Origin of the sequence: Chitinophaga eiseniae, from assembly GCF_900167135.1 — a bacterium.
Lineage (GTDB): Bacteria > Bacteroidota > Bacteroidia > Chitinophagales > Chitinophagaceae > Chitinophaga > Chitinophaga eiseniae.
This window is the reverse complement of record NZ_FUWZ01000005.1, coordinates 266,209-288,696: the sequence shown is the minus strand read 5'-3', so window position 1 is coordinate 288,696 and position 22,488 is coordinate 266,209. Positions and strand designations below refer to the sequence as shown.

At 49.9% G+C, this 22,488-nt stretch carries 20 protein-coding genes; 14 read left to right on the top strand and 6 right to left on the bottom strand.

The annotated features are described in order from the left end of the window. The first annotated feature begins 125 nt into the window (after positions 1-125). Together ahcY and B5D63_RS27275 are read left to right on the top strand one after the other, a co-directional pair. A complete protein-coding gene (ahcY, locus tag B5D63_RS27280) occupies positions 126-1,454 on the top strand; it encodes an adenosylhomocysteinase (protein WP_078672034.1) in 1,329 nt (442 codons plus the stop codon). A 148-nt stretch (positions 1,455-1,602) separates the two neighbouring features. Continuing rightward, positions 1,603-2,337, top strand: a complete 735-nt coding sequence (locus tag B5D63_RS27275) for a pyridoxine 5'-phosphate synthase (protein WP_078672033.1) — start codon at positions 1,603-1,605, stop codon at positions 2,335-2,337. Positions 2,338-2,676: 339 nt separating this feature from the next. Here the strand turns inward: B5D63_RS27275 and lon are convergent, their stop codons facing one another. The 4 genes from lon to B5D63_RS27250 all read right to left on the bottom strand — a co-directional run bounded on the left by lon (position 2,677) and on the right by B5D63_RS27250 (position 8,464). Then, positions 2,677-5,079 (bottom strand): endopeptidase La, encoded by a 2,403-nt coding sequence (gene lon, locus B5D63_RS27265; protein WP_078672031.1) that lies wholly within the window; start codon positions 5,077-5,079, stop codon positions 2,677-2,679. Positions 5,080-5,396: 317 nt separating this feature from the next. Beyond that, positions 5,397-6,005: a porin family protein gene (locus tag B5D63_RS27260; RefSeq protein WP_078672030.1), complete on the bottom strand. Its 609-nt coding sequence runs from the start codon at positions 6,003-6,005 to the stop codon at positions 5,397-5,399. Between the two features lie 113 nt (positions 6,006-6,118). Further along, the gene (locus B5D63_RS27255; RefSeq protein WP_159456188.1) at positions 6,119-6,907 is read right to left on the bottom strand and encodes a hypothetical protein; all 789 of its coding nucleotides are present in this window, start codon (positions 6,905-6,907) and stop codon (positions 6,119-6,121) included. Between the two features lie 288 nt (positions 6,908-7,195). Further along, complete coding sequence (locus B5D63_RS27250; protein ID WP_078672028.1) at positions 7,196-8,464, bottom strand: metallophosphoesterase; 1,269 nt, start codon at positions 8,462-8,464, stop codon at positions 7,196-7,198. A gap of 386 nt (positions 8,465-8,850) precedes the next feature. Here B5D63_RS27250 and B5D63_RS27245 point away from each other — a divergent pair, with 386 nt between their 5' ends. The 9 genes from B5D63_RS27245 (at position 8,851) to B5D63_RS27205 (ending at position 16,698) form a co-directional block, all read left to right on the top strand. Beyond that, positions 8,851-9,531, top strand: a complete 681-nt coding sequence (locus B5D63_RS27245; protein ID WP_078672027.1) for a metal-dependent hydrolase — start codon at positions 8,851-8,853, stop codon at positions 9,529-9,531. 68 nt (positions 9,532-9,599) lie between these two features. Continuing rightward, entirely contained in the window at positions 9,600-10,400 is an 801-nt protein-coding gene (locus B5D63_RS27240; protein WP_078672026.1) for a ParA family protein, read from the top strand. Beyond that, positions 10,397-11,305, top strand: a complete 909-nt coding sequence (locus tag B5D63_RS27235) for a ParB/RepB/Spo0J family partition protein (RefSeq protein ID WP_078672025.1) — start codon at positions 10,397-10,399, stop codon at positions 11,303-11,305. Before B5D63_RS27240 ends, B5D63_RS27235 begins: the two co-directional genes overlap by 4 nt. A gap of 1 nt (position 11,306) precedes the next feature. Further along, complete coding sequence (locus B5D63_RS27230) at positions 11,307-12,011, top strand: DUF5683 domain-containing protein (protein WP_078672024.1); 705 nt, start codon at positions 11,307-11,309, stop codon at positions 12,009-12,011. A 45-nt stretch (positions 12,012-12,056) separates the two neighbouring features. Continuing rightward, positions 12,057-12,773 (top strand): 4-hydroxy-tetrahydrodipicolinate reductase, encoded by a 717-nt coding sequence (gene dapB / locus B5D63_RS27225; protein ID WP_078672023.1) that lies wholly within the window; start codon positions 12,057-12,059, stop codon positions 12,771-12,773. Between the two features lie 158 nt (positions 12,774-12,931). Continuing rightward, positions 12,932-13,351, top strand: a complete 420-nt coding sequence (locus tag B5D63_RS27220; RefSeq protein WP_078672022.1) for an RrF2 family transcriptional regulator — start codon at positions 12,932-12,934, stop codon at positions 13,349-13,351. 431 nt (positions 13,352-13,782) lie between these two features. Beyond that, the gene (locus B5D63_RS27215) at positions 13,783-14,466 is read left to right on the top strand and encodes a phosphoadenylyl-sulfate reductase (protein ID WP_078672021.1); all 684 of its coding nucleotides are present in this window, start codon (positions 13,783-13,785) and stop codon (positions 14,464-14,466) included. A gap of 39 nt (positions 14,467-14,505) precedes the next feature. Beyond that, positions 14,506-15,414: a sulfate adenylyltransferase subunit CysD gene (gene cysD / locus B5D63_RS27210; protein ID WP_078672020.1), complete on the top strand. Its 909-nt coding sequence runs from the start codon at positions 14,506-14,508 to the stop codon at positions 15,412-15,414. Positions 15,415-15,447: 33 nt separating this feature from the next. Next, positions 15,448-16,698 (top strand): sulfate adenylyltransferase subunit 1, encoded by a 1,251-nt coding sequence (locus tag B5D63_RS27205; RefSeq protein WP_078672019.1) that lies wholly within the window; start codon positions 15,448-15,450, stop codon positions 16,696-16,698. Positions 16,699-16,852: 154 nt separating this feature from the next. Here the strand turns inward: B5D63_RS27205 and B5D63_RS27200 are convergent, their stop codons facing one another. Further along, positions 16,853-17,791 (bottom strand): NAD-dependent epimerase/dehydratase family protein, encoded by a 939-nt coding sequence (locus B5D63_RS27200; protein ID WP_078672018.1) that lies wholly within the window; start codon positions 17,789-17,791, stop codon positions 16,853-16,855. Positions 17,792-18,044: 253 nt separating this feature from the next. Between B5D63_RS27200 and kdsA the strand changes: the two genes are divergently transcribed. Both kdsA and B5D63_RS27190 read left to right on the top strand, forming a co-directional pair. After that, positions 18,045-18,866, top strand: coding sequence for a 3-deoxy-8-phosphooctulonate synthase (gene kdsA, locus B5D63_RS27195; protein WP_078672017.1), 822 nt, complete (start codon positions 18,045-18,047; stop codon positions 18,864-18,866). A 73-nt stretch (positions 18,867-18,939) separates the two neighbouring features. Further along, positions 18,940-19,347, top strand: a complete 408-nt coding sequence (locus B5D63_RS27190; RefSeq protein ID WP_078672016.1) for a hypothetical protein — start codon at positions 18,940-18,942, stop codon at positions 19,345-19,347. A 343-nt stretch (positions 19,348-19,690) separates the two neighbouring features. On the opposite strand, the gene B5D63_RS27185 is transcribed toward B5D63_RS27190, so the two are convergent. Then, positions 19,691-19,912 carry a PspC domain-containing protein gene (locus tag B5D63_RS27185; protein WP_078672015.1) on the bottom strand — a complete coding sequence of 74 codons (222 nt, stop codon included), beginning with the start codon at positions 19,910-19,912 and terminating at the stop codon, positions 19,691-19,693. A 294-nt stretch (positions 19,913-20,206) separates the two neighbouring features. Here B5D63_RS27185 and B5D63_RS27180 point away from each other — a divergent pair, with 294 nt between their 5' ends. Then, positions 20,207-22,480, top strand: a complete 2,274-nt coding sequence (locus B5D63_RS27180; RefSeq protein WP_078672014.1) for an aconitate hydratase — start codon at positions 20,207-20,209, stop codon at positions 22,478-22,480. Positions 22,481-22,488 lie beyond the last annotated feature (8 nt).

The window sequence follows — 22,488 nt, the reverse complement described above, 5'->3', positions numbered from 1 at the left end:
AATGAACAGCAAAGACGGCGCTAATGAAATGATTAACAAAATTTTAGGGGCACACTGCGGTGAGGAGGACGGCGCTATTATGTAAAAAGTTAAAATAAGCCTAGATTTGCACAAAACTTTATTTAATGTCCACAATTGCAAAATCCAACATCGACTTTAGCCTTCCGTATAAGGTAAAAGATATGTCACTTGCGGCCTGGGGTCGTAAAGAGATAGAGCTGGCAGAAGCCGAAATGCCCGGTTTAATGTCATTGAGAGAAGAATATGGTGATAAGAAACCCCTGAAAGGCGCACGTATTGCCGGTTGTCTGCACATGACCATTCAAACTGCCGTACTGATCGAAACCCTGGTACACCTGGGTGCGGAAGTACGCTGGAGCTCCTGCAATATCTTCTCTACGCAAGACCACGCCGCTGCTGCAGTAGCCGCTGCCGGTGTTCCTGTATTTGCCTGGAAAGGTCTCAACGAACAGGAATTTGACTGGTGTATTGAACAGACCCTGTTCTTCGGTGGTGCTGACCGTCCGTTGAACATGATCCTGGACGATGGTGGCGACCTGACCAACATGGTATTGGACAAGTATACCGAGCTGATCCAGCATATCAAAGGTCTGAGTGAAGAAACCACTACCGGTGTTCATCGCCTGTATGAGCGCATGAAAAACGGTACTTTGCCGATGCCTGCCATCAACATCAACGACTCTGTTACCAAATCCAAATTTGACAACAAATATGGTTGCCGCGAATCCTGTGTAGACGCTATCCGTCGTGCTACTGACGTGATGATCGCCGGTAAAGTGGCTGTTGTTGCTGGTTTCGGCGACGTAGGTAAAGGTTCTGCTGAATCCCTGAGAGGTGCAGGCGCCCGTGTAATCGTTACCGAGATCGACCCGATCTGTGCTTTACAAGCTGCCATGGAAGGTTATGAAGTGAAAAAAATGAACGATGCCGTTAAAGAAGCGGACATCATCGTTACCACTACCGGTTGCCGCGACATCATCACCGGCGAACACTTCAAACTGATGAAGGATAAATGTATCGTTTCCAATATCGGTCACTTCGACATCGAAATCGATGTAGCATGGCTGAATAAAAACTACGGTAACACCAAAGTGGAAATCAAACCCCAGGTAGATAAATATACCATCGACGGTAAAGATATCATCCTGCTGGCAGAAGGCCGCCTGGTGAACCTGGGCTGCGCTACCGGCCACCCTTCCTTCGTAATGAGCAACTCCTTCACCAACCAGACACTGGCTCAGCTGGAACTGTGGCTGAATTCAGACCAGTACGAAAACAAAGTATACGTACTGCCTAAACACCTGGACGAAAAAGTTGCCCGCTTACACCTGAAAAAAATCGGTGTGGAACTGGACGTACTCACTTCCGCTCAATCCGAATACCTCGGCATCCCGGCAGAAGGTCCGTTCAAACCAGACTACTACAGATACTAGTCAATACCCATTGACAACACAAAGACCTGAGCGGATCACCTTTGCTCAGGTCTTTTTTTATGCCGCATTTTTATGCACACTGCGATAAAACGGCCGCCCCTTCGTAATTCGTGGACCGTAATTCATAATTGATTAGTATTTTTGTGGCATGACAAAGCTGAGCGTAAATATCAACAAGTTTGCTACCCTGCGCAATGCACGGGGCGGCAACCTACCGGACATTCTTAAAGTGGCACAGGATTGCGAACGGTTCGGCGCTGAGGGTATCACCGTACACCCCCGCCCGGACGAGCGTCATATCCGCTACCAGGACGTAAGAGACCTTAAACCCCTTGTCACTACCGAATTTAATATCGAAGGATACCCTTCCCGGGATTTTATGGACCTCGTACTGTCCGTAAAACCACACCAGTGCACACTGGTACCGGACCCGCCGGACGCTATCACTTCCAACACCGGCTGGGATACCATCCAACACCAGTCCCAGTTGAAAGAAGTGATCAGTGAACTGAAAAATGCAGGCATCCGCGTTTCGATCTTCCTCAACGCTGAACCAGACAAGGTAGAAGGCGCTAAAACCGCCGGTGCAGACCGCATCGAACTGTATACAGGGCCTTACGCAGAAGAATATACGAAAGCACGTACGCAGCCGCAGAACCTTCAGCTGTTCAACGACTATAAAAACACCGCCCGCGAAGCCACCAACATCGGCCTCGAACTGAACGCCGGTCATGACCTGAACCTCGACAATCTCCGCTTCTTCAAACTGCATATCCCGCAACTGAAAGAAGTGTCTATCGGCCACGCCCTTGTAGTGGATGCGCTGTACTATGGCCTCGAAAACACCATCCAGCTGTATAAAAGACAACTGGCCGACCACTAACGCTCACATAAAGCGGATAAAGTATAAAAAAAGATACCCGTTTGATGATATATCAAACGGGTATCTTTTTTATAACGTTCCTATCGCCACGAATCAGCAACAATGATGATCATCGCAGTTAAATGTTTAAAGCCATTCCGCTGAGAGGAATGGCTTTAAGAACCCTTAAAACAATCAACATGATGCTCATACCGGGGTCACAACAAAACCGATATGAACTTTTAAAAAATTGCTGCCAGGACTGGCAACAAAATTCGTTTATGTTAAAACTAAAACTAATTCACTTTTATGTTCATCACACGACAGAAAGCCCCTTTCGGTATTCCCTGTTCCGGTGACTTACTTCTTTAATAACGCTATTTCCAGCACTTGGTTCATTTCTCTTACATAATGAAACTTCATGCCTTTGATGTATGAAGGATTTATGTCTTTTATATCCTTCTCATTTTGCCAGCATAAGATAATTTCCTTGATGCCTGCCCTTTTGGCGGCCAGAATTTTTTCTTTGATACCGCCCACCGGCAGCACCTGTCCTCTCAGTGTGATCTCACCGCTCATTGCCAGGTAGGATTTTACCCTGCGGCCCGTGTATACAGAAGCCAGGGCTGTCAGCATGGTAATACCCGCACTGGGACCGTCTTTCGGCACCGCGCCTTCCGGTACGTGCACATGTACGTTCTTCGTGTGGAAGATTTTCGGGTCCAGCTTCAGCATGGAAGGATTGGACTGTAAATAGGTCAGGGCCGTAACGGCAGACTCTTTCATCACATTGCCCAGATTACCTGTCAGTTTCAGCTCCCCCTTGCCTTCGCTCAGGCTGCTTTCGATGAACAGGATATCGCCGCCCACATAAGTCCAGGCCAGCCCTACGGCAACGCCCGGAGGGTTGCCCACTTTATAGATCTCATTGGAATAACGGGGCCTGCCAAGTATCCGCTCTATGTCCGCGTCGGTGATATTTGCCGGCAGCTTGCGTTCCATGGCTACTTCTTTGGCGAGGTTGCGCATAATGGCGGCAAAAAGCCTGTCCAGCTCCCGGACGCCGCTTTCGCGGGTATAATCTGCAATAACATGTTCTATAACGTTATTGCCTATCTTGAATTTCGCATCTTTCAGACCATGTGCCTCCTTCTGTTTGGGCAGCAGGTGGCGTTTGGCGATCTCGGTCTTCTCTTCGATGGAATAACCGCTAAGGTCAATGATTTCCAGCCTGTCGCGCAGCGCAGGGTGGATAGCATTGATATTGTTCGCCGTTGCAATAAACAACACCTTGCTCAGATCGAATTCCAGCTCCAGGTAGTTATCGTAGAAAGTGCTGTTCTGTTCAGGGTCCAGTACTTCCAGCAGGGCTGAACTCGGGTCGCCGCGCAGGTCGTTGCCGATCTTGTCAATCTCATCGAGGATCATGACAGGGTTGGCAGATTTGATTTTGCGGATGGACTGTATCACCCGGCCCGGCATAGCGCCGATATAGGTTTTACGGTGACCTCTGATCTCGCTTTCGTCATGCAGTCCGCCGAGGCTGAGGCGCACGTATTTACGGCCTACTGCGCTGGCAATCGAACGACCGAGAGAGGTTTTACCTATACCCGGAGGGCCAACGAAACAGAGGATCGGTGATTTCATATCCCCTTTCAGTTTCAGTACTGCCAGGTATTCCAGGATGCGCTCCTTGATTTTTTCCATGCCATAGTGGTCATGGTCCAGTATTTTTTTCGCCTTTTTCAGGTCGTAGCTGTCAGTGGTATATTCACCCCAGGGAAGGTCCAGCAACAGGTCCAGGTGATTGTACACCACGCTGTAGTCGGGCGTGCTGGGATGCATGCGCTCCAGCTTCTCGATGCCTTTGGCAAAGGCTTCTGCCGCAGCGGCCGGCCATTTTTTTTCTTCCGCTTTGCGCTTCATTTCCTTCAGCTCGCGGTCGTTGGCGTCGCCTCCCAGTTCTTCCTTGATGGACTTCATCTGCTGCTGCAGAAAGTAGTCGCGCTGCTGTTTGTCGAGATCCGCCTTGGTTTTATTCGTGATTTTGTTTTTCAGTTCTGCCAGCTGCAACTCTGTCTGCAACAGCTTCATCAACAGTTCTGCACGGGTGCGCAGGTTATTGATTTCCAGCAGTTGCTGTTTGTCTTTCAGGTCCGAGTTAAGGTTGGAAGACACGAAATGCACCAGGAAAGAGGCGTTTTCGATGTTTTTGAGAATAATGCTCGCTTCCGAAGGCAGGTTGGGCGACAGCTGGATGATCTGCGCGGCCAGGTCCTTGATAGAGGAGATATAAGCCTCAAATTCGGAATCGTCTTCCGCCGCCTCGTCCTGTAGCAGGGTTATCCGGGCTTTGAAATACGGATCTTCCGAAACAATCTCTTTTATCTTGAAACGTTTGCGGCCCTGGATGATGATGGTGGTGCCGCCGTCAGGCATTTTGATGAGTTTGACAATGCGGGCCACGGTACCCACCTCGCTGAGATCGGCCACGTTAGGATCTTCGATGGTACTGTCTTTCTGTGCCACCACACCGATCAATTTGTCAGCCTTGTATGCGTCGTTAACTGCCTTTATGGATTTATCCCTGCCCACCGTGATCGGTAAAACCACACCGGGAAACAGGACGGTATTGCGCAATGGTAACAATGCCAGTTCATCGGGAATAATGTCTTCCTCCTGACCCTCCCCGTCTTCATTCAAAGGGATAATAGGCATAAACTCCATTTCATCTTCCGAATTTCCTAAATAAAATCTGTTCATCTGAGATATTTAATGCCCGGAGGACATTCTGGCAGAAAATGCTGCAGAAGCCTCCGTTTTTTTATGCTCTCCTACCTTGTCAAGTTTGGTGCCAAGTGACGAGTTGTCACATTTCCCGCAAAGGCGCTAAGCAGCAAAGAACGCTAAGAAAACAAAAAAATAACCGTTGAGAAAATATAAAAAGAACACCAGGAAAACAATAAAAAAGCGAAGATTACATTTTGAGAGCATGATATTGTGCTAAAACAATAATCTATTGACCTCAAAATGTACTCTTCGCTTCTTTGCGTTCTTTGCTGCTTAGCGTCTTTGCGTGACTACAGGGTTACGCCCACTCCCAGCTGAATGCTCTGGTTTTTCCAGTTGCTGGTATTGGTAACGCTTTCGATGCCCTTTACGTCGTTGAACCCAATGATGTAACGGGCGCTGACATTCACGATAGGCAGTTGGAGCCACAGACCGGCCACGCCGGAAATTTCGCCGCCTTTAAAGGCAGTATTGGCAGCACCGAAAACTTTTCTGTCGCTCACCATAGCGCCGAACTGAGGACCTACCTGCAGTTTCAGACGCGGGGTACCGAGGTCGATATTAGCGAGCAACGGAATGCTCAGGTAGTTCAGGTTAACTTTTTTACGGTTATCGGAGGTGCTCACCCCTTCGTAGATATCGCTGAATTTATCCGTGGTTTCTGTTTTAGTAGATGAGAAGATCACTTCACCCTGCACACCAAAACCTTTCACCAGATTTAATTGTGCGAAACCACCGAGATGGTAACCTAATTTGAATCCGTCCTGAAATCCGGAACCATCGAGTTTTCCAAGGTTGGCGCCACCTTTAATACCAAAGCGCAGTAATTTCTGTGCGCTGACAGTGGTGGTAACAGCGGTCATTGCGAGCATGGCAACGGCGAGAAACAGTTTTTTCATAATTGTATTGTTGTTAGTAATGGTTAAAATTATAGACGCCCGAACAGTAAAATACCCCTACTTATCTCAGGGAGATTCCCTAAATACAAATTCCGTGCTATTTGTTAAAGAAATCAGAAACTGTAGGACAAACGGGCGGTGAAATAACCCATCAATTGCTGTTCAGTGCCGGTTAAAGGCTTAAAAACAGTGAAGGAAGGAGAAAAGGTAAACTGATTGAAAAGATAGGATGCATTGATGGTACAATCAATGGCGCGGGGTTCAAAACCGGTATGGTCTTCGAAACTCAGCACTTTCCCGGGGCGGCCTTTGTTCGGTTTCATTTTGGGAGAGCGGCCCATATAGCGGAAAGCTGACAGCTGGCTGTAATAGTTGGCAGTACCCATGGTGAGCGACAGGGAGGGCTGCAACAACAACGCATCGTTGGAAGACAACAGGCCATCAAAAATAAACGGATGCCGTACCGTAGCGATCACATTAAAATCGCTGCCGGTCACATGTTCCTTCAAACGCCGTGTACCACTGGTATAGGCTCCCCAGCCCAAATCCAGGCTGATGCCCATGTGCAGCCACCACTTACGGTAATAGAAATAGGAAAATATTTCATTGTTGATCGGCGTGACCGGAACATCGGTGGAATCAGCAAAAACGTAACGGGTATACGAAATGCCGGTGAGGAAATTTCTTTTTTTCGTATAGTCATATCCGGCAGTAAAGTCCCATTCAAACCAATGTTTTTTGTCGGTATCGAAAAGGTAATAGCCGCTGGCGCCGGCGGTAATGCCGCTTTTATGGTACCAGGTCAGTGAGGGAGAAAGGTAAGCCTTCATGACGATAGGCTGCTCCAGGTTGACGGTCTTGGCGCCGTAAGCAGGATTGTTGCCATAACTCAGGGATGCCACGACTTCACTTTTCTGTTGTTTATTCAGCAGTGAATCCAACTGCCTTTCAAGATCCGCCAGGGATTGGCCCTCAGCGAAAACACAGCAAAACAGTAGCAGACATGTCAGGAATACGCGCATTGAACAGGAGATACTGGCCACAATATAGCATATTTTGGGATTTACGGATTTACGGATTTACGGATTTTGGGATTTACGGATTTTGGGATTTTGAGATTTTGTTAGTCGTGGGGCGTGCCTCCTCAATCCCGAAATCTCAAAATCCGTAAATCCGTAAATCCCAAAATCCTACACGAGGTCGATCACCGTAATTTCCGGCAATACGCCTACCCTGCCCGGGTAACCGAGGAAACCAAAGCCCCTGTTCACATACAGGCGTTGTTCCCCTACTTTGTACAGGCCGGCCCATTCCTTATAGAAATATTGGGCGGGGCTCCATTTGAGACCAGGTATTTCCACGCCGAACTGCATGCCGTGGGTATGGCCGGCGAGGGTGAGGTCAATATCAGGGAACTCAGGACGGACCTGGGCATCCCAGTGGGTAGGGTCGTGCGACATCAGGATTTTGAAGGGGATATGGTCTATCCCGTCATAGGCCCGGCGAAGATCGCCGTGGCGGGGGAAACGTTTGATGGCGCTCCAGTTTTCCACACCGAGGAGGGCGATCTGACCGCCGTCTTTCTCCAGCACTACATTTTCGTTCATCATGAGTTTCCATCCCAGTTCGCCGTGCACTTCCTTCAGGCGTTCCAGGTTCTTTATCTGCATTTCACTGTGGCCGGCAGGCGTTTTATCGGGCCAGGGGTAATAGTCGCCGTAGTCGTGGTTGCCCAGCGTAGAGTATACGCCCATGGGGGCCTTCACCTGGTTGAACACATCCATCCACTGGGCCATTTCATCTGCCCGGTCGTTGACCAGGTCGCCGGTAAACAGCACCAGGTCCGGTTTCTGTGCGTTGATCATGTTCACGCCTTTGGTCACGGCTTCGCGGTTGGCAAAGCTGCCGGAGTGGATGTCCGAGATCTGCACGATGCGCATTCCTTTAAAGGAGGCGGGCAGATTTTTAAATGCCAGTTTGATTTTATGGACGCGGTAGTTGTATTTATTGGAGAAGCCGTAGACCAGGGTGCCGAACAGGCTGCCGCCGGCGATGAGGCCGAGGCGGCTGAGAAACTGGGAGCGGCTGATGCCGTTTGCGGCGGTGGTTGCCGTAACGGTGCTTTTTTCCGGGGTAAACCGGTGGATAAGCCATATTACGCCGCGGCGCACGTCATCTATCAGCAGGAATACCACCGCCAGCAGCTTGGCTACTACCAGCCCGAGAAACAGCGCCACCAGGTAGGATTTCAGCTGGGCCGGCCAGGCGTGCCAGTGGATGTATGGCAGCAGCAGCACCATCAGAATGCAGATGGCAGACACCGACCAGTACGCAACATAGGTGATGGTCCTTACCCGGGGCAGCGACATATATACCATGGCGCGTACCGCCTGGAACACGTAGAGGTCCAACAATAACAGAAAAACAACTAATATAATAGAATTCAGTCCAGGTCGCATTACAAATAATTAATATAATATTTAACAGAAAAGCAAATTAACACAAGTTATCCGTCCCAAAAAGTTAAAACCGACAACCGGCAGCTATGCAGACGAATAACAACCGGATAAATTGCCCGGTTTTAAATTAAATTTCAAAACCGGGCATCTTATCGCATATATATTAATTATATATTAAATATCAACCATAACAAAGGAAGGGCTTATCAGGACACTTTGTGAATAAATAAATATACTACAGCGCCGGAATTGTTGCTATTCGTTGTATTTTTGTCCGATTCAGGTAACTTTTAACAATTAATGACCGGGTTAGTGATTTATTGGGCGAAAGCTTACATTCATCATTCATCGCCCGGAATTCGTTTTTTTTACCTAAACTTGAGACCATGAGATACACCAATTACGGTCATTCCTGCTTTGCAGTGGAGATAAAAGGCAAACGGATACTTTTCGACCCGTTCATTACGTACAATGAGCTGGCTAAAAAGATAGATGTTCAGACGATACAGGCGGATTATATTTTTGTGTCGCATGGTCATGAGGACCATGTGGCTGACCTGATTTCGCTGGCGAAGCAGACCGGGGCCACAGTAGTGTCCAATTTTGAGATTGTTACCTGGGCGGGCAAGCAGGGGTTGACCAAACTGCACCCGATGAACACCGGCGGTAAATGGAAGTTTGATTTCGGTACGGTGAAATGTGTGGTGGCACAGCATTCCAGCTGTTTGCCGGACGGTTCTTACGGCGGTAACCCGATGGGGTTTGTATTTATGACCGACGAAGGCAATTTTTACTACAGCGGTGATACGGCGCTAACGCTCGACATGGAGTTGATTCCGGATATTACCGAACTGGATTTTGCCGTTTTGCCGATTGGTGATAATTTCACCATGGGCCCGGAAGATGCCATTGCCGCGGCCGAAATGATTGACTGTGAAAAAATAATCGGTATCCACTACGACACCTTCGGGTATATCAAAATAGACAAGAAGGAAGTCATGCAGTTGTTTGACGAAGCCGGCGTGGAACTGTTGCTGCCTGAAATAGGCAGTACCATAGAGGTTTGAGGAAGAAGCGATCCTGCTATTTAATCCTTTATCCTATAAATGAACCTTTGAATTTTTTAAATTAGACAATGGCTAGAGTAATCGCAATCGCTAATCAGAAAGGTGGGGTAGGAAAAACAACCAGTGCAATCAACCTGGCAAGCAGCCTGGCTGTACTGGAATTTAAAACATTGCTGGTAGATGCTGATCCCCAGGCAAACAGTACCACGGGACTGGGCTTTGACCTGCGGAATGTGCAGCAGAGCCTGTACGACTGCATGGTAAACGATGTGCAGGCCAGAGATGTGATCCTGGAATCCGATACGCCCAACCTGAAAGTATTGCCTTCCCATATTGACCTGGTAGGTGCTGAACTGGAACTGATCAATCACCCTAACCGTGAGCGGGTGATGAAGCAGGTGGTGGATGCGGTAAAGGATGATTATGATTTTGTGATCGTAGACTGTTCCCCTTCTCTGGGACTGATCACGGTGAACGCACTGGTGGCTTCCAATGCAGTGATCATCCCGGTACAATGTGAATTTTTTGCACTGGAAGGTCTGGGCAAATTGCTCAACACTATCAAGATCGTCCAGAGCAGACTGAATACAGACCTGGAAATTGAAGGTATCCTGATGACCATGTACGATGGTCGTCTGCGCCTCAGCAACCAGGTGGTGGACGAAGTGAAGCAGCATTTTGAGGAGAGCGTATTCAACACCATCATCCATCGTAATACCAAACTGGGAGAAGCGCCCAGCTTTGGTAAATCTGTTATTATGTACGATGCAGCCAGCACCGGTGCCATCAATTACCTGAACCTGGCCAAGGAAATACTGCAGAAGCATAACTACACGAAAATTAAATCCAAAGACAAAATCTTAAAATGACCAATCCAAGTAAGAAAGAGGCGTTGGGGAAAGGTATCCGCTCGCTGCTCCAGAACATAGACACTGACCTGAAGCAAACTGCCGGCGCACTGAGCGACAAAACGGTAGCTACCGCCACAGGTATTGAGCGTATTGCGCTGGAACAGATCGTGACCAATCCGAAGCAGCCGCGTCGTGACTTTGATGAGGTTGCACTACAGGAGCTTAGCCAGTCTATCAAGCTGCATGACATCATTCAGCCGATCACAGTGGCCAAGATCAGTAACAAAAAGTACCAGCTGATTGCCGGCGAGCGCCGTTTGCGCGCCAGCAAAATGGCCGGACTGAAAGACATTCCGGCCTACGTGCGGCAAGCCAACGACCAGGAACTGCTGGAGCTGGCCCTGCTGGAGAACCTGCAAAGGGAAAACCTGAATGCCATCGAAGTTGGATTGAGCTACAAGCGGCTGATGGACGAATGTTCCCTCACACAGGAACAGGTGGCCGACCGTATGGGCAAGGAAAGAAGTACCGTCACCAACTATATCCGCCTGCTCAAACTGCCGCCTGACATCCAGGTAGCGGTACGCAACGGACAACTGAGCATGGGCCATGCCCGTGTGCTCACCGGCGTGGAAAACGTGGAGAACCAACTGTTTCTCTACAATGAGATCCTGCAAAACGGCCTGTCTGTAAGACAAACGGAAGACCTCGCCCGCAAGATCAACCAGGCAGACAAAGGTAACCAGCAGAAAGCGGCCAGGGTAAAACTGCCCCCCGCTTTCCAGAAGATACAGGACAACCTCAGCTCCCACTTCTCCACCAAAGTGAAGCTGGAGAGAGGCAAGAATGGAAAAGGAAGCATTATGATTGAATTCTATTCAGACGATGAACTGAATAGCATCCTGGAAAAAATAGATTTATAAGGTGGCTAAAAAGGCTGGAAGAGCATTCCGTTTATTTCGTCGCCATGTACTGGTATGCCTGGCATTGCTGGTATTGGCGCCCACACTGAGAGGGCAGGACACCACCCGCCGTGCTGCCACAGATACTGTAGTACGCCCGGTCACCGACACCGCCGTCAAACCCGTTGCCGTGTTAACGGATACGACTGCGTCCATCATCAGGCTGCCGTCGCGCGCGCCGCACAGTCCGCGTAAAGCGGCGCTGTACTCCGCCATACTGCCGGGGCTTGGCCAGGCTTACAACCGTGAATACTGGAAAATGCCGCTGGTATACGCTGCCATTGGCACCTGTACCTACTTTTTTGTGTGGAATATGGACAACTACCGGACCTACCGCGATGCCTACCGGCTCTCGATGGATGGCAACCCGGACACCAAGGTGCCGGACCCGTTCCTCGCCGCACAGTCACCCCAATACCTGAAAGCGTATCGTGACTACTACCGGCAAAATGTCGATTACTCCGTACTCTTCTTTGTACTGGCCTATACGCTTAATATCGCCGATGCTACCGTATTTGCACATTTGCGCAACTGGGACATGTCCGACGATCTGAGCATGCGCGTGTCCCCGGCCATTATCAACAACCGGAGTTTAGGCATCAGCGTTAAACTCGACATCGGCGGCGGCCGTAAGCACCATAAAACAGCCTGGGTGGCTGGACGGTAACCAACTCCAACTCATCATCAATCTAAAAAAACAGCAGCAAGGGTCATGAAAATAGCACTAATCGGATATGGTAAAATGGGTAAGGCGATCGATGCCATCGCCACTGCCAAAGGTCATGAGGTAATCCTGAGAATAGATCACGACAGCCAGCATCTGCTGGACAAGGAACACCTGGGACAGGCGGACGTGGCCATTGAATTCACCACTCCTGAAACCGCCTACCATAACATACAAAAGTGCTTTGAAGCCAACGTACCCGTTGTTAGCGGCACCACCGGCTGGCTGGAGAAGCTGCCCGAAGTGAACGCCCTGTGCGAAAAAGGCCACCACGCCTTTTTACACGCTACCAACTTCAGTATCGGCGTCAATATCTTTTTTGAAGTCAACAAAAAACTGGCAGCCCTGATGGCTGCCCAGCCTCAATACAATGTATGGATGGAAGAAATCCACCATACCCAGAAAAAAGATGCCCCCAGCGGCACCGCCATCACACTGGCAGAACAGCTGCTGGCCTCCGTGGACCGCAAAAAAGGCTGGGTCAATGATGAAACACAGCAAGCTGACATGCTGTCCATCATCTCCAAAAGAATAGATCCCGCTCCGGGCACGCATACCATTCATTACTCCTCCCCGATCGATGATATCACGATCACCCATACCGCCCATTCCCGCGAAGGTTTTGCCGCCGGCGCCGTAGTGGCCGCGGAATGGCTGAAAGGGAAGGCTGGCGTATTCACCATGAGAGATGTGCTGAACCTCTAGAGATTTCGTAATGAATTGAAAATCAACTATTTTTTATTCGTGTTACGCTCCGCGTCGGCTGCTGAAATATAAAACTCAAAAGAAGGGCTTATATTTGTTGCGTCAAAAATGTTCATTGCACCACGATAGCGTCATCCGAGAGATGCAAATAAGTCAGTATGTTATCTAAAAAAACACAATACGCATTTCACGCACTCATTCACCTGGCAGAAAATGTTGATAAGGGACCTATCCTGATCTCCGAGATCGCACAGGAAAAGAACATCTCTATCAAGTTCCTCGAAAACATCCTGCTGGAGCTGAAAAATGCCGGTATTTTAGGCAGTAAGAAAGGGAAAGGCGGCGGATATTATCTGATGCGTCCTCCGAAAGAGATTGCCCTGGCTAAGATCATCCGGCTGCTGGACGGCCCCATCGCCCTGTTGCCCTGCGTAAGCCTCAACTACTACGAGCGCTGTGAGAACTGCCGCGACGAAGCCGTATGCGGTCTGAATGAGGTGATGAGCAAAGTAAGGGACGCCACCCTGAAACTGCTGGAGACCAAAACATTAAAAGATATTCTTACCCGCAACGCATAACCAGCGCAGCGTGAAATTATCGGACCGGCCGGGATGATTCCTGGCCGGTTTTTTTGTGCGTTTTGTCCCCCGGGATTATCTCCCGGGAAAACCAGTATGCCGCCAATATTCTCCGTTCTGCCAACCCCATCGCGCCGGGCATCCGGAAACGAAACGCCCTAACCCGCCGATATTCTCCGTTCTGCTAACCCCACTGCGCCGGCATCCGGAAACGAACGCATAAACCCGCCAATATTCCCCGTTCTGCCAACCCCACTGCGCCGGGCATCCGGAAACGAAACGCCCTAACCCGCTCCTACAGCGCCTTTCCCAACAAACGACAATTTTTTGATATAATAGTCTATCTTTTTTATAGGATTTATGTATTTTTGTGTACGGCGTCACTGAAAAGTACGCGCTGGCACTAGGCAATTATCTTTAAGGAAGATTACATGACAGACATTACCAACGCACTGGCCAACAAGCCGGTGGTAGAAGCCATACAATATCTCCTGGAACAATATCCGGGTGCGGTGGCCTTTTCCACTTCCTTTGGCCAGGAAGACCAGGTAATCGCAGACATTATCTGGCGCAATCACCTCCCCGTAAGAGTATTTACACTGGACACAGGACGCCTGTTCCAGGAGACCTATGACGTAATGGACGTTACCCTTGCCCGTTACAAACAGCCGATCGAAGTGTTTTATCCCGAAACAGCGGCGGTAGAGAAACTGGTCAGCGAAAAAGGCCCCAACAGCTTTTACGATTCCGTGGAAAACCGCAAGCAATGCTGTGGCATCCGCAAAGTAGTACCGCTCAACAGGGCGCTGGAGGGCGTAAAAGTATGGATCACCGGCCTTCGCGCCGAACAGTCCGAAAACCGGCATGACATGCAGACGCTGGAATGGGACGAACACCGCCACCTCTACAAATACAATCCCCTGATCCACTGGGGATATGATGAAGTACTGGCGTATCTCTCCCAAAACAATGTTCCTTATAACAAACTGCACGATAAAGGCTATATTAGCATTGGTTGTGCACCCTGTACACGCGCCATCGGGCCGGGAGAACACCCGCGCGCCGGCCGGTGGTGGTGGGAACAGTCGCAGAAAGAATGCGGCCTGCACGGATAACAGAAAACAGCCTTTGCAATCATAAAATTATTGTCACCCATGACACATCAGATAAACTGGGAGTTTCCACAGGCGCTGGAAGATGAAGCCATATACATATTACGCGAAACGGCCGCCCAATTTGAGAAGCCGGTACTGCTCTTCTCCGGCGGTAAAGATTCCATTACCCTCGTAAGACTGGCCCAGAAAGCCTTCTACCCGGGCAAAGTACCGTTTCCGCTGCTCCATGTGGATACCGGCCATAACTTTCCCGAAACGATCGAGTTCCGCGACTGGCTGGTCAACAACCTCGGTCTCGACCTGATCGTCCGCAATGTACAGGACAGCATCAACCAGGGCAAAGTACAGGAAGAAACCGGCAAATATGCCAGCCGCAACGCCCTGCAAACCGTTACCCTCCTCGATGCCATCGAAGAAGGAAAATTTGACGCCTGCATCGGCGGCGCCCGCCGCGATGAAGAAAAAGCCCGCGCCAAAGAAAGAATCTTCTCCGTACGCGATGAATTCGGCCAGTGGAATGCTAAAATGCAACGCCCTGAACTGTTCGACATCCTCAACGGAAAAATCAATATTGGTGAAAACGTGCGCGTATTCCCTATCTCCAACTGGACAGAGCTGGACGTATGGAACTATATCCGCCGCGAAAAACTGGAAATACCTTCCATCTACTTCGCCCACGAAAGAGAAATCATAGAGCGCGACGGCCTCTACTGGCCCTACTCCTCCTATCTCAACACCACCGCCGATGAAGTGCCTTTCCGCCAGAAAGTACGCTTCCGAACCGTAGGCGACATGACCTGTACCGCTGCTGTACTGTCCGAAGCCGATAAGCTGGAAGACATCATCACAGAAATCATGGAAGCTAAAATTTCCGAACGTGGCGCCCGCATCGACGATAAACGCTCCGAAGCGGCCATGGAAAAGAGAAAACAGGCAGGTTACTTTTAACATTTACTTCTTACAGCAAAAAAGCGAACGCATATGGAGGTTTTACGTATAGCCACTTCCGGTAGTGTGGACGATGGGAAAAGCACCCTGATCGGCCGTCTTTTATACGACACCAATTCTATTCCCCAGGATAAAATGGAGGCGCTCCACGCCGCCAGCAAACGTAAAGGACTCGATTTCACCGACCTGTCTCTGCTGACAGACGGCCTCGTGGCAGAAAGAGAACAAGGCATCACCATCGACGTGGCGCATATCTATTTCTCCACCCCTACCCGCAAATACATTATCGCCGACACACCCGGCCATATTGAATATACACGCAACATGGTGACCGGCGCCTCCAACGCGCAGGTATCCCTGATCCTCATCGACGCCCGTAAAGGCATCGTGGAACAGACACATCGCCATTTCTTCATCGCCAACCTGCTGCGCATCCCCCACCTGGTGGTATGCGTCAACAAGATGGACCTGGTAGAATACAGCGAAGCCCGTTTTAACCAGATCGTGGAAGACTTCCAGCAGCTGCTGGCCAGCGCCTCCTTCAAGGCACAACAGGTGAAATTCATCCCGATCTCTTCCCTGTACGGCGAAAACGTGGCTACCCGCAACGGCACCATCAATTGGTACAACGGCCCTACCCTGCTCGATTATCTCGAACAGATCGACCTTGACCAGGAAGACAGCCGCCACCCGGCCCGCTTCCCCATACAAAGCGTAATCCGCCCCCGTACCACCGAACACCACGACTTCCGCGGCTTCGCGGGAAAAGTGGCCAGCGGCCATTTTAACGTAGGTGACGAAATCATCTCCCTGCCTTCCGGTCAAAAAAGCAGGATCAAAACCATCGAGCAGTTCGAAACACAACTGCCGTCCGCCCATGCCCGCGAAAGCGTTGTCATCACCCTCGAAGATGAGATCGACAGCAGCCGCGGTAACATGCTCGTAAAGACCGGCAGCGTGCCCGAACAACGCAAAGAAGTGACCGCCAACGTCTGCTGGATGGACCAGCAGAAACTGGTCGCCGGAAAAACCTACCTGCTCCAGCATGGCGTAAACCGCGTAAAAGCAAAAGTGCAGCAAATCAACTTCGTCATCGATGTCACCAGCAACCAACACATCGAAGGCAAAAATGATATGGGCCTGAACGATATCGGAAGCATCACCCTGAAAACAGCCCAGCCCATCTTTGCGGACATCTATGCGGAAAACCCCGCCAACGGCTCATTTATTCTGATCGATGAATTTAATAACACGACCGTAGCTGTCGGAACTTTGATAACATGATTATTACCGGTTTCGCGGATTCACGAAGAAAAAACGGAGATTGGCACTACCTGCGAAACTCATTCAGGACTAAATAAAGCAATATAAAATGAAGGCCCGGTGAAGATATCACCGGGCCTTACTATTATACTCAAATCAAACAATATATGCTATTCTATATATTCTTAAACATATCTGCTGTCATCTTCGCCAGGTCATATTCGTGTTTCCATCCCCAGTCGGCGCGGGCGAGGCTGTCGTCCATACTGTTGGGCCAGCCGTCAGCGATCTGCTGGCGATAGTCCGGTTCGTAGCTGATGGTGAATTCAGGAACATGTTTTTTGATCTCCGCCGCAATCTCTTTGGGGGAGAAACTCATGGAGGAGAGGTTATAGGCGGAACGCACGGATATTTTGGAGGCATCGGCTTCCATCAGTTCAATGGTAGCGCGGATAGCGTCCGGCATATACATCATGGGCAGATAGGTGTTTTCTGACAGGAAGCAGGTGTATTGTTTGTGTTCTTTCGCTTCATGGAAGATTTCCACCGCATAATCGGTAGTGCCGCCGCCGGGAGCTGATTTATAGCTGATCAGGCCGGGATAACGGAGGCTTCTTACGTCTACGCCATAACGGTGATTATAATATTCGCACCAGCGTTCGCCGGCGAATTTGCTGATACCGTAGATAGTCGTTGGTTCAATGATCGTATGCTGCGGCGTGTCCTGCATCGGGGAGTTAGGACCGAATACCGCGATAGAGCTGGGCCAGTATACTTTATCGATATTTTCTTCCTTCGCGATATCAAGGACGTTGAGCAGGCTTTGCATGTTGATATGCCATGCCAGCAGGGGATTTTTTTCACCGGTGGCAGACAGGATGGCCGCCAGCAGATATACCTGGGTGATGTTGTGACGAATGATCAATACGTGCAGCATCTCCTTGTTCATCACATCCAGCGATACGTAAGGGCCTGTTCCTTTCAGCAGCTCATGCTCTTCCCGCAGATCCGACGCCACCACGTTAGCATCTCCATACATTTTCCTTAACGCCAGCGTCAACTCCACGCCTATTTGTCCGCAGGCACCAATAACCAGGATCTTATCTTTCTTCATATAAACGAAAATTGTAAGCAATAATTTGAGAGCGTAATATTAACAGGTTCGCCGGTATTTCCGTTCCACCTGTCCACGCGCATGACAATGCTATAACAATAAAAACTGCAATGGGTGAACTTTCTGATTCCGGATTACAAAAGTATGACAATTTTAACTTTTCGTATAGGGTGAAGCGGCGGATACAGGGGTCTGTTAATGCCGGGAAAGACTATCTTTGCAGGGCGATTAATGACCCAATAGTTATAAAATTATGAAGCATTTAAAATCATTGTTCAAAGAACAATACAATCCGGAAAATTTTTTCCTGATTGCTGGTCCATGTGTGATAGAAGAAGAAGAATTGCTGATGACAGTAGCGGAGAAAGTTTCCGGTATCTGTAAAAGGCTGGCGATCCCGTATGTATTCAAAGCATCTTACCGGAAGGCCAACCGTACCAGCGCCCATTCTTTCACCGGCATTGGTGATGTGGAAGGGCTGGAACTGCTGCAGAAAGTAGGCAAAACATTCAACGTACCTGTTACCTCCGATATCCACTCCGCCGCCGAAGCCGCTATGGCAGCAGCTTACGTGGATGTGTTACAAATCCCCGCCTTCCTCTGCCGGCAGACGGACATCCTGTTGGCCGCCGCAGAAACAGGCAAAGTAGTAAACGTAAAGAAAGGCCAGTTCCTCAGCGGCGAATCCATGAAATTCGCTGTAGAGAAAGTGACAGGGGCCGGCAATGAAAATATTATCCTGACAGAAAGAGGCACCACCTTCGGTTACCAGGACCTGGTGGTCGATTACCGTAACATCCCGGTGATGAAACATTTCGGGCATCCGGTAGTGATGGACTGCACCCACTCTTTGCAGCAGCCCAACCAGACCAGCGGCGTTACCGGCGGCAACCCGCAGATGATCAGCACTATCGCCAAAGCGGCCATCGCCACCGGCGCTGACGGGCTGTTTATCGAAACCCATCCTGAGCCGTCCCGCGCCAAGTCCGACGGCGCCAATATGCTCCGCCTCGACCTGCTGGAAGAGCTGCTGGAGAAACTGGTGGAACTGCGGAAAGTAGCGGTGAAATTATAAGGTCTGCAAAGGCTTCCCCTTGTTGTTTTGGATCGTTTTATGTAAATTCATAAAACACTAAAAACAGCTCAATATGATCAGTTTACACCATTTAAAAACCGGAGATACGGTGATTACCAGTTACGGAGGTGTAGAGAAACCGGGGAAGATTCTGCAGGTGGATCATGAGGACAAAAAAGTGCTTGTGGCCACCGATAATGACACGAATGAGTTTTGGTATGATCTCGACAACCTGTACTCCATTCCGCTGGACGAGGCAACCTTACTGAGATTGCAGTTCCATCTGGACACTAACCAGTCCGGTAATGGCAAAGGCCGGTTGTATGTCCGGGGACCATTCTCCGTACGCATGCACGAGCCGGGCAATCAGCCCCTGCTTCAGTTGCACTACCGCGACGAGACCAGGAACCTGAACGCGCCCATTACGCTGAATGAGCTGCAAAACCATTATCACGGTATGACCAATTTCCACCTGGAATAAACGCCGGAGGAAGCATATACGACAAAGAGGATGTGACCGGAATACCGGGCACATCCTCTTTGTCGTTTCAGGGAACGATATAACCGGTGACAACCAGGCAGAAGTGTACAGGGCACCGGGGCAGCATTGGGACCATGAGATACCAGTGCATAGAAAAACCGGGGAAAATCAGAAAAAAGGGGCAAAAAGGCCCAAAAACGAGAAAATGAGGGTAATAACTCCAATAGTGAACTCTGAAAAGCCGGGAAGATAGCCGTTAAAGTTAAAAGAGGCCGGAACGGGAAAAACTGCCGGAAGATAAAGGGGCGGAGGTGAAACACGCAGCGGCCGGAGCCTTACGATCTCAGAGATAGCGCAGGGGATTTCTTCTGGCGTTGAGGATATAATTTTTCATATTCATCCAGAAAGCGAGGATCATATAAACGATCACGGGCGATCCCATGGTGAGGAAGGTAGCATAAATAAAAAAGAAGCGGATCCGGGAGCTGGCGACACCCAGTTTTTCACCGATGGCATTGCACACGCCAAAGGCCTTCCATTCCAAAAAGTCTTTTATCCGGTTCATGTTCCAAATGTATCAAATTCCGGCGGGAAAAACAAGCGTGGCCGTCACCGCCGTAATTTAACAGGAGAGCGGCGGGAGCGGTACCCGGGGAGCCTTCTTAAAAAAGGGGGTAAAAATTTAATATAATATTTTTTAACAATTCTTTTAGAGATGGAGACCAATTTGCCCCGCCTGTTTTTTGGGCGGCTGGCCGGGTAAAATTCTGGCGGGATCTTCAGTAATTAATTTAAAAACTTGTTGTTTTTAGTTAATTTTGCGTGCAATTTTTAACCGCTCTTAAATTATTTTTTTCCCATGGTGTTTGATATTGACATGATTAAAAAAGTGTATGCGGCACTACCGGGTAAAGTGGAAGCGACCCGTCAGCTGTTAGGCCGTCCGCTCACACTTGCCGAAAAGATTTTATACGCACACCTGTATGCACCAACTACCACGCCTTTTGAAAGAGGCAAATCCTACGTTGAATTTGCGCCGGACCGTGTAGCCATGCAGGATGCAACCGCCCAGATGGCGTTGCTCCAGTTTATGACCGCCGGCCGCAATAAAGTTGCGGTTCCTTCCACAGTACACTGTGATCACCTTATACAAGCCAAAGTGGGCGCCACACAAGATCTGGCGGCTGCTGTTGACACTAATAAAGAAGTTTACGATTTCCTTTCTTCCATCTCTGACAAATACGGCATCGGTTTCTGGAAGCCCGGCGCTGGTATCATCCACCAGGTAGTACTGGAAAACTATGCATTCCCCGGCGGTATGATGATCGGTACCGACTCCCACACCCCGAACGCCGGTGGTCTGGGTATGGTGGCTATCGGTGTTGGCGGTGCCGACGCGGTAGACGTAATGGCCGGCCTGCCCTGGGAGCTGAAAATGCCGAAACTGATCGGTGTGAAGCTGACAGGTAAAATGAGCGGCTGGACTTCCGCAAAAGACGTGATCCTGAAAGTAGCGGGTATCCTGACCGTAAAAGGCGGTACCGGCGCTATCGTGGAATACTTCGGCGAAGGTGCTGACAGCCTGAGCGCTACCGGTAAGGGCACTATCTGTAACATGGGTGCTGAAATCGGCGCTACCTGCTCCCTGTTCGCTTACGACAGCAAAATGGCTGACTACCTGAAAGTAACCAGCAGAGCTGAAGTAGCCGCCCTGGCAGACGGTGTGAAAGAACACCTGCGTCCGGACGCGGAAGTATACGCAGAACCTGCGAAATACTACGACCAGGTAATCGAAATCAACCTCGACGAACTGGAACCCCATGTAAACGGTCCGTTCACCCCGGACCTGGCATGGCCTATCTCCAAATTCGCACAGGCGATCAAAGAAAATAACTGGCCTGAGAAGCTGGAAGTAGCCCTGATCGGTTCCTGCACCAACTCTTCCTACGAAGACATCTCCCGCTCCGCTTCCCTGGCCAAACAAGCCATCGACAAGCAGCTGGACATGAAATCCGAATTTACCATCACCCCAGGTTCTGAACTGGTGCGTTATACCATCGAAAGAGACGGTCTGCTCTCTACCTTTGACCAGGTAGGCGGTGTGGTGCTGGCAAACGCCTGCGGTCCCTGCATCGGTCAATGGGCCCGTCATATCGACGATCCTAACCGTAAGAACTCTATCATCACTTCCTTCAACCGTAACTTCGCGAAAAGAAACGACGGCCTGGCTTCTACCCACGCTTTCGTAGCTTCTCCTGAAATCGTGACAGCACTGGCCATTGCAGGTGACCTCACCTTCAATCCGCTGACTGACACCCTGAAAAACAAAAACGGCGAAGACGTGAAGCTGGACGAACCTACCGGTTTTGAACTGCCGGTAAAAGGTTTCGCAGTAGATGACGCCGGTTACCAGGCTCCTGCCGAAGACGGTAGCAAAGTACAGGTGATCGTATCCCCTACGTCCGACCGTCTGCAGCTGCTGGAAGCATTCCCTGCATGGGAAGGCACAGACCTGAAAGGCCTGAAACTCCTCATCAAAGCAAAAGGCAAATGTACCACTGACCACATCTCCATGGCCGGCCCATGGCTGAAATACCGCGGTCACCTGGACAACATCTCCAACAACATGCTGATCGGCGCGGTAAACGCGTTCAACGATAAAACAGATACCGTTAAAAACTCCCTGACAGGTGAATACGGTGCTGTTCCGGCTACCATGCGCGCTTACAAAGCTGCCGGCCTCGGTGCGGTAGTAGTAGGCGACGAAAACTACGGTGAAGGCTCCAGCCGCGAACACGCTGCCATGGAACCCCGTCACCTCGGCGTTCGTGCTATCCTGGTGAAATCTTTCGCCCGTATCCACGAAACCAACCTGAAAAAACAAGGTATGCTCGGTCTGACCTTCGCTAACAAAGAAGATTACGACAAAATCCAGGAAGACGACAGCATCGATATCGTAGGCCTGACCACCTTCGCTCCGGGTAAACCGCTCTCCGTGGTGCTCCACCACAAAGACGGCAGCACCGATGAATTCGCTGTAAACCACACTTACAACGAACAACAGATCGAGTGGTTCAAAGCCGGCGGCGCCCTGAACGTAATCCGTGCAGAAGCAGCCAAAAACAAAAAATAATTCAACCT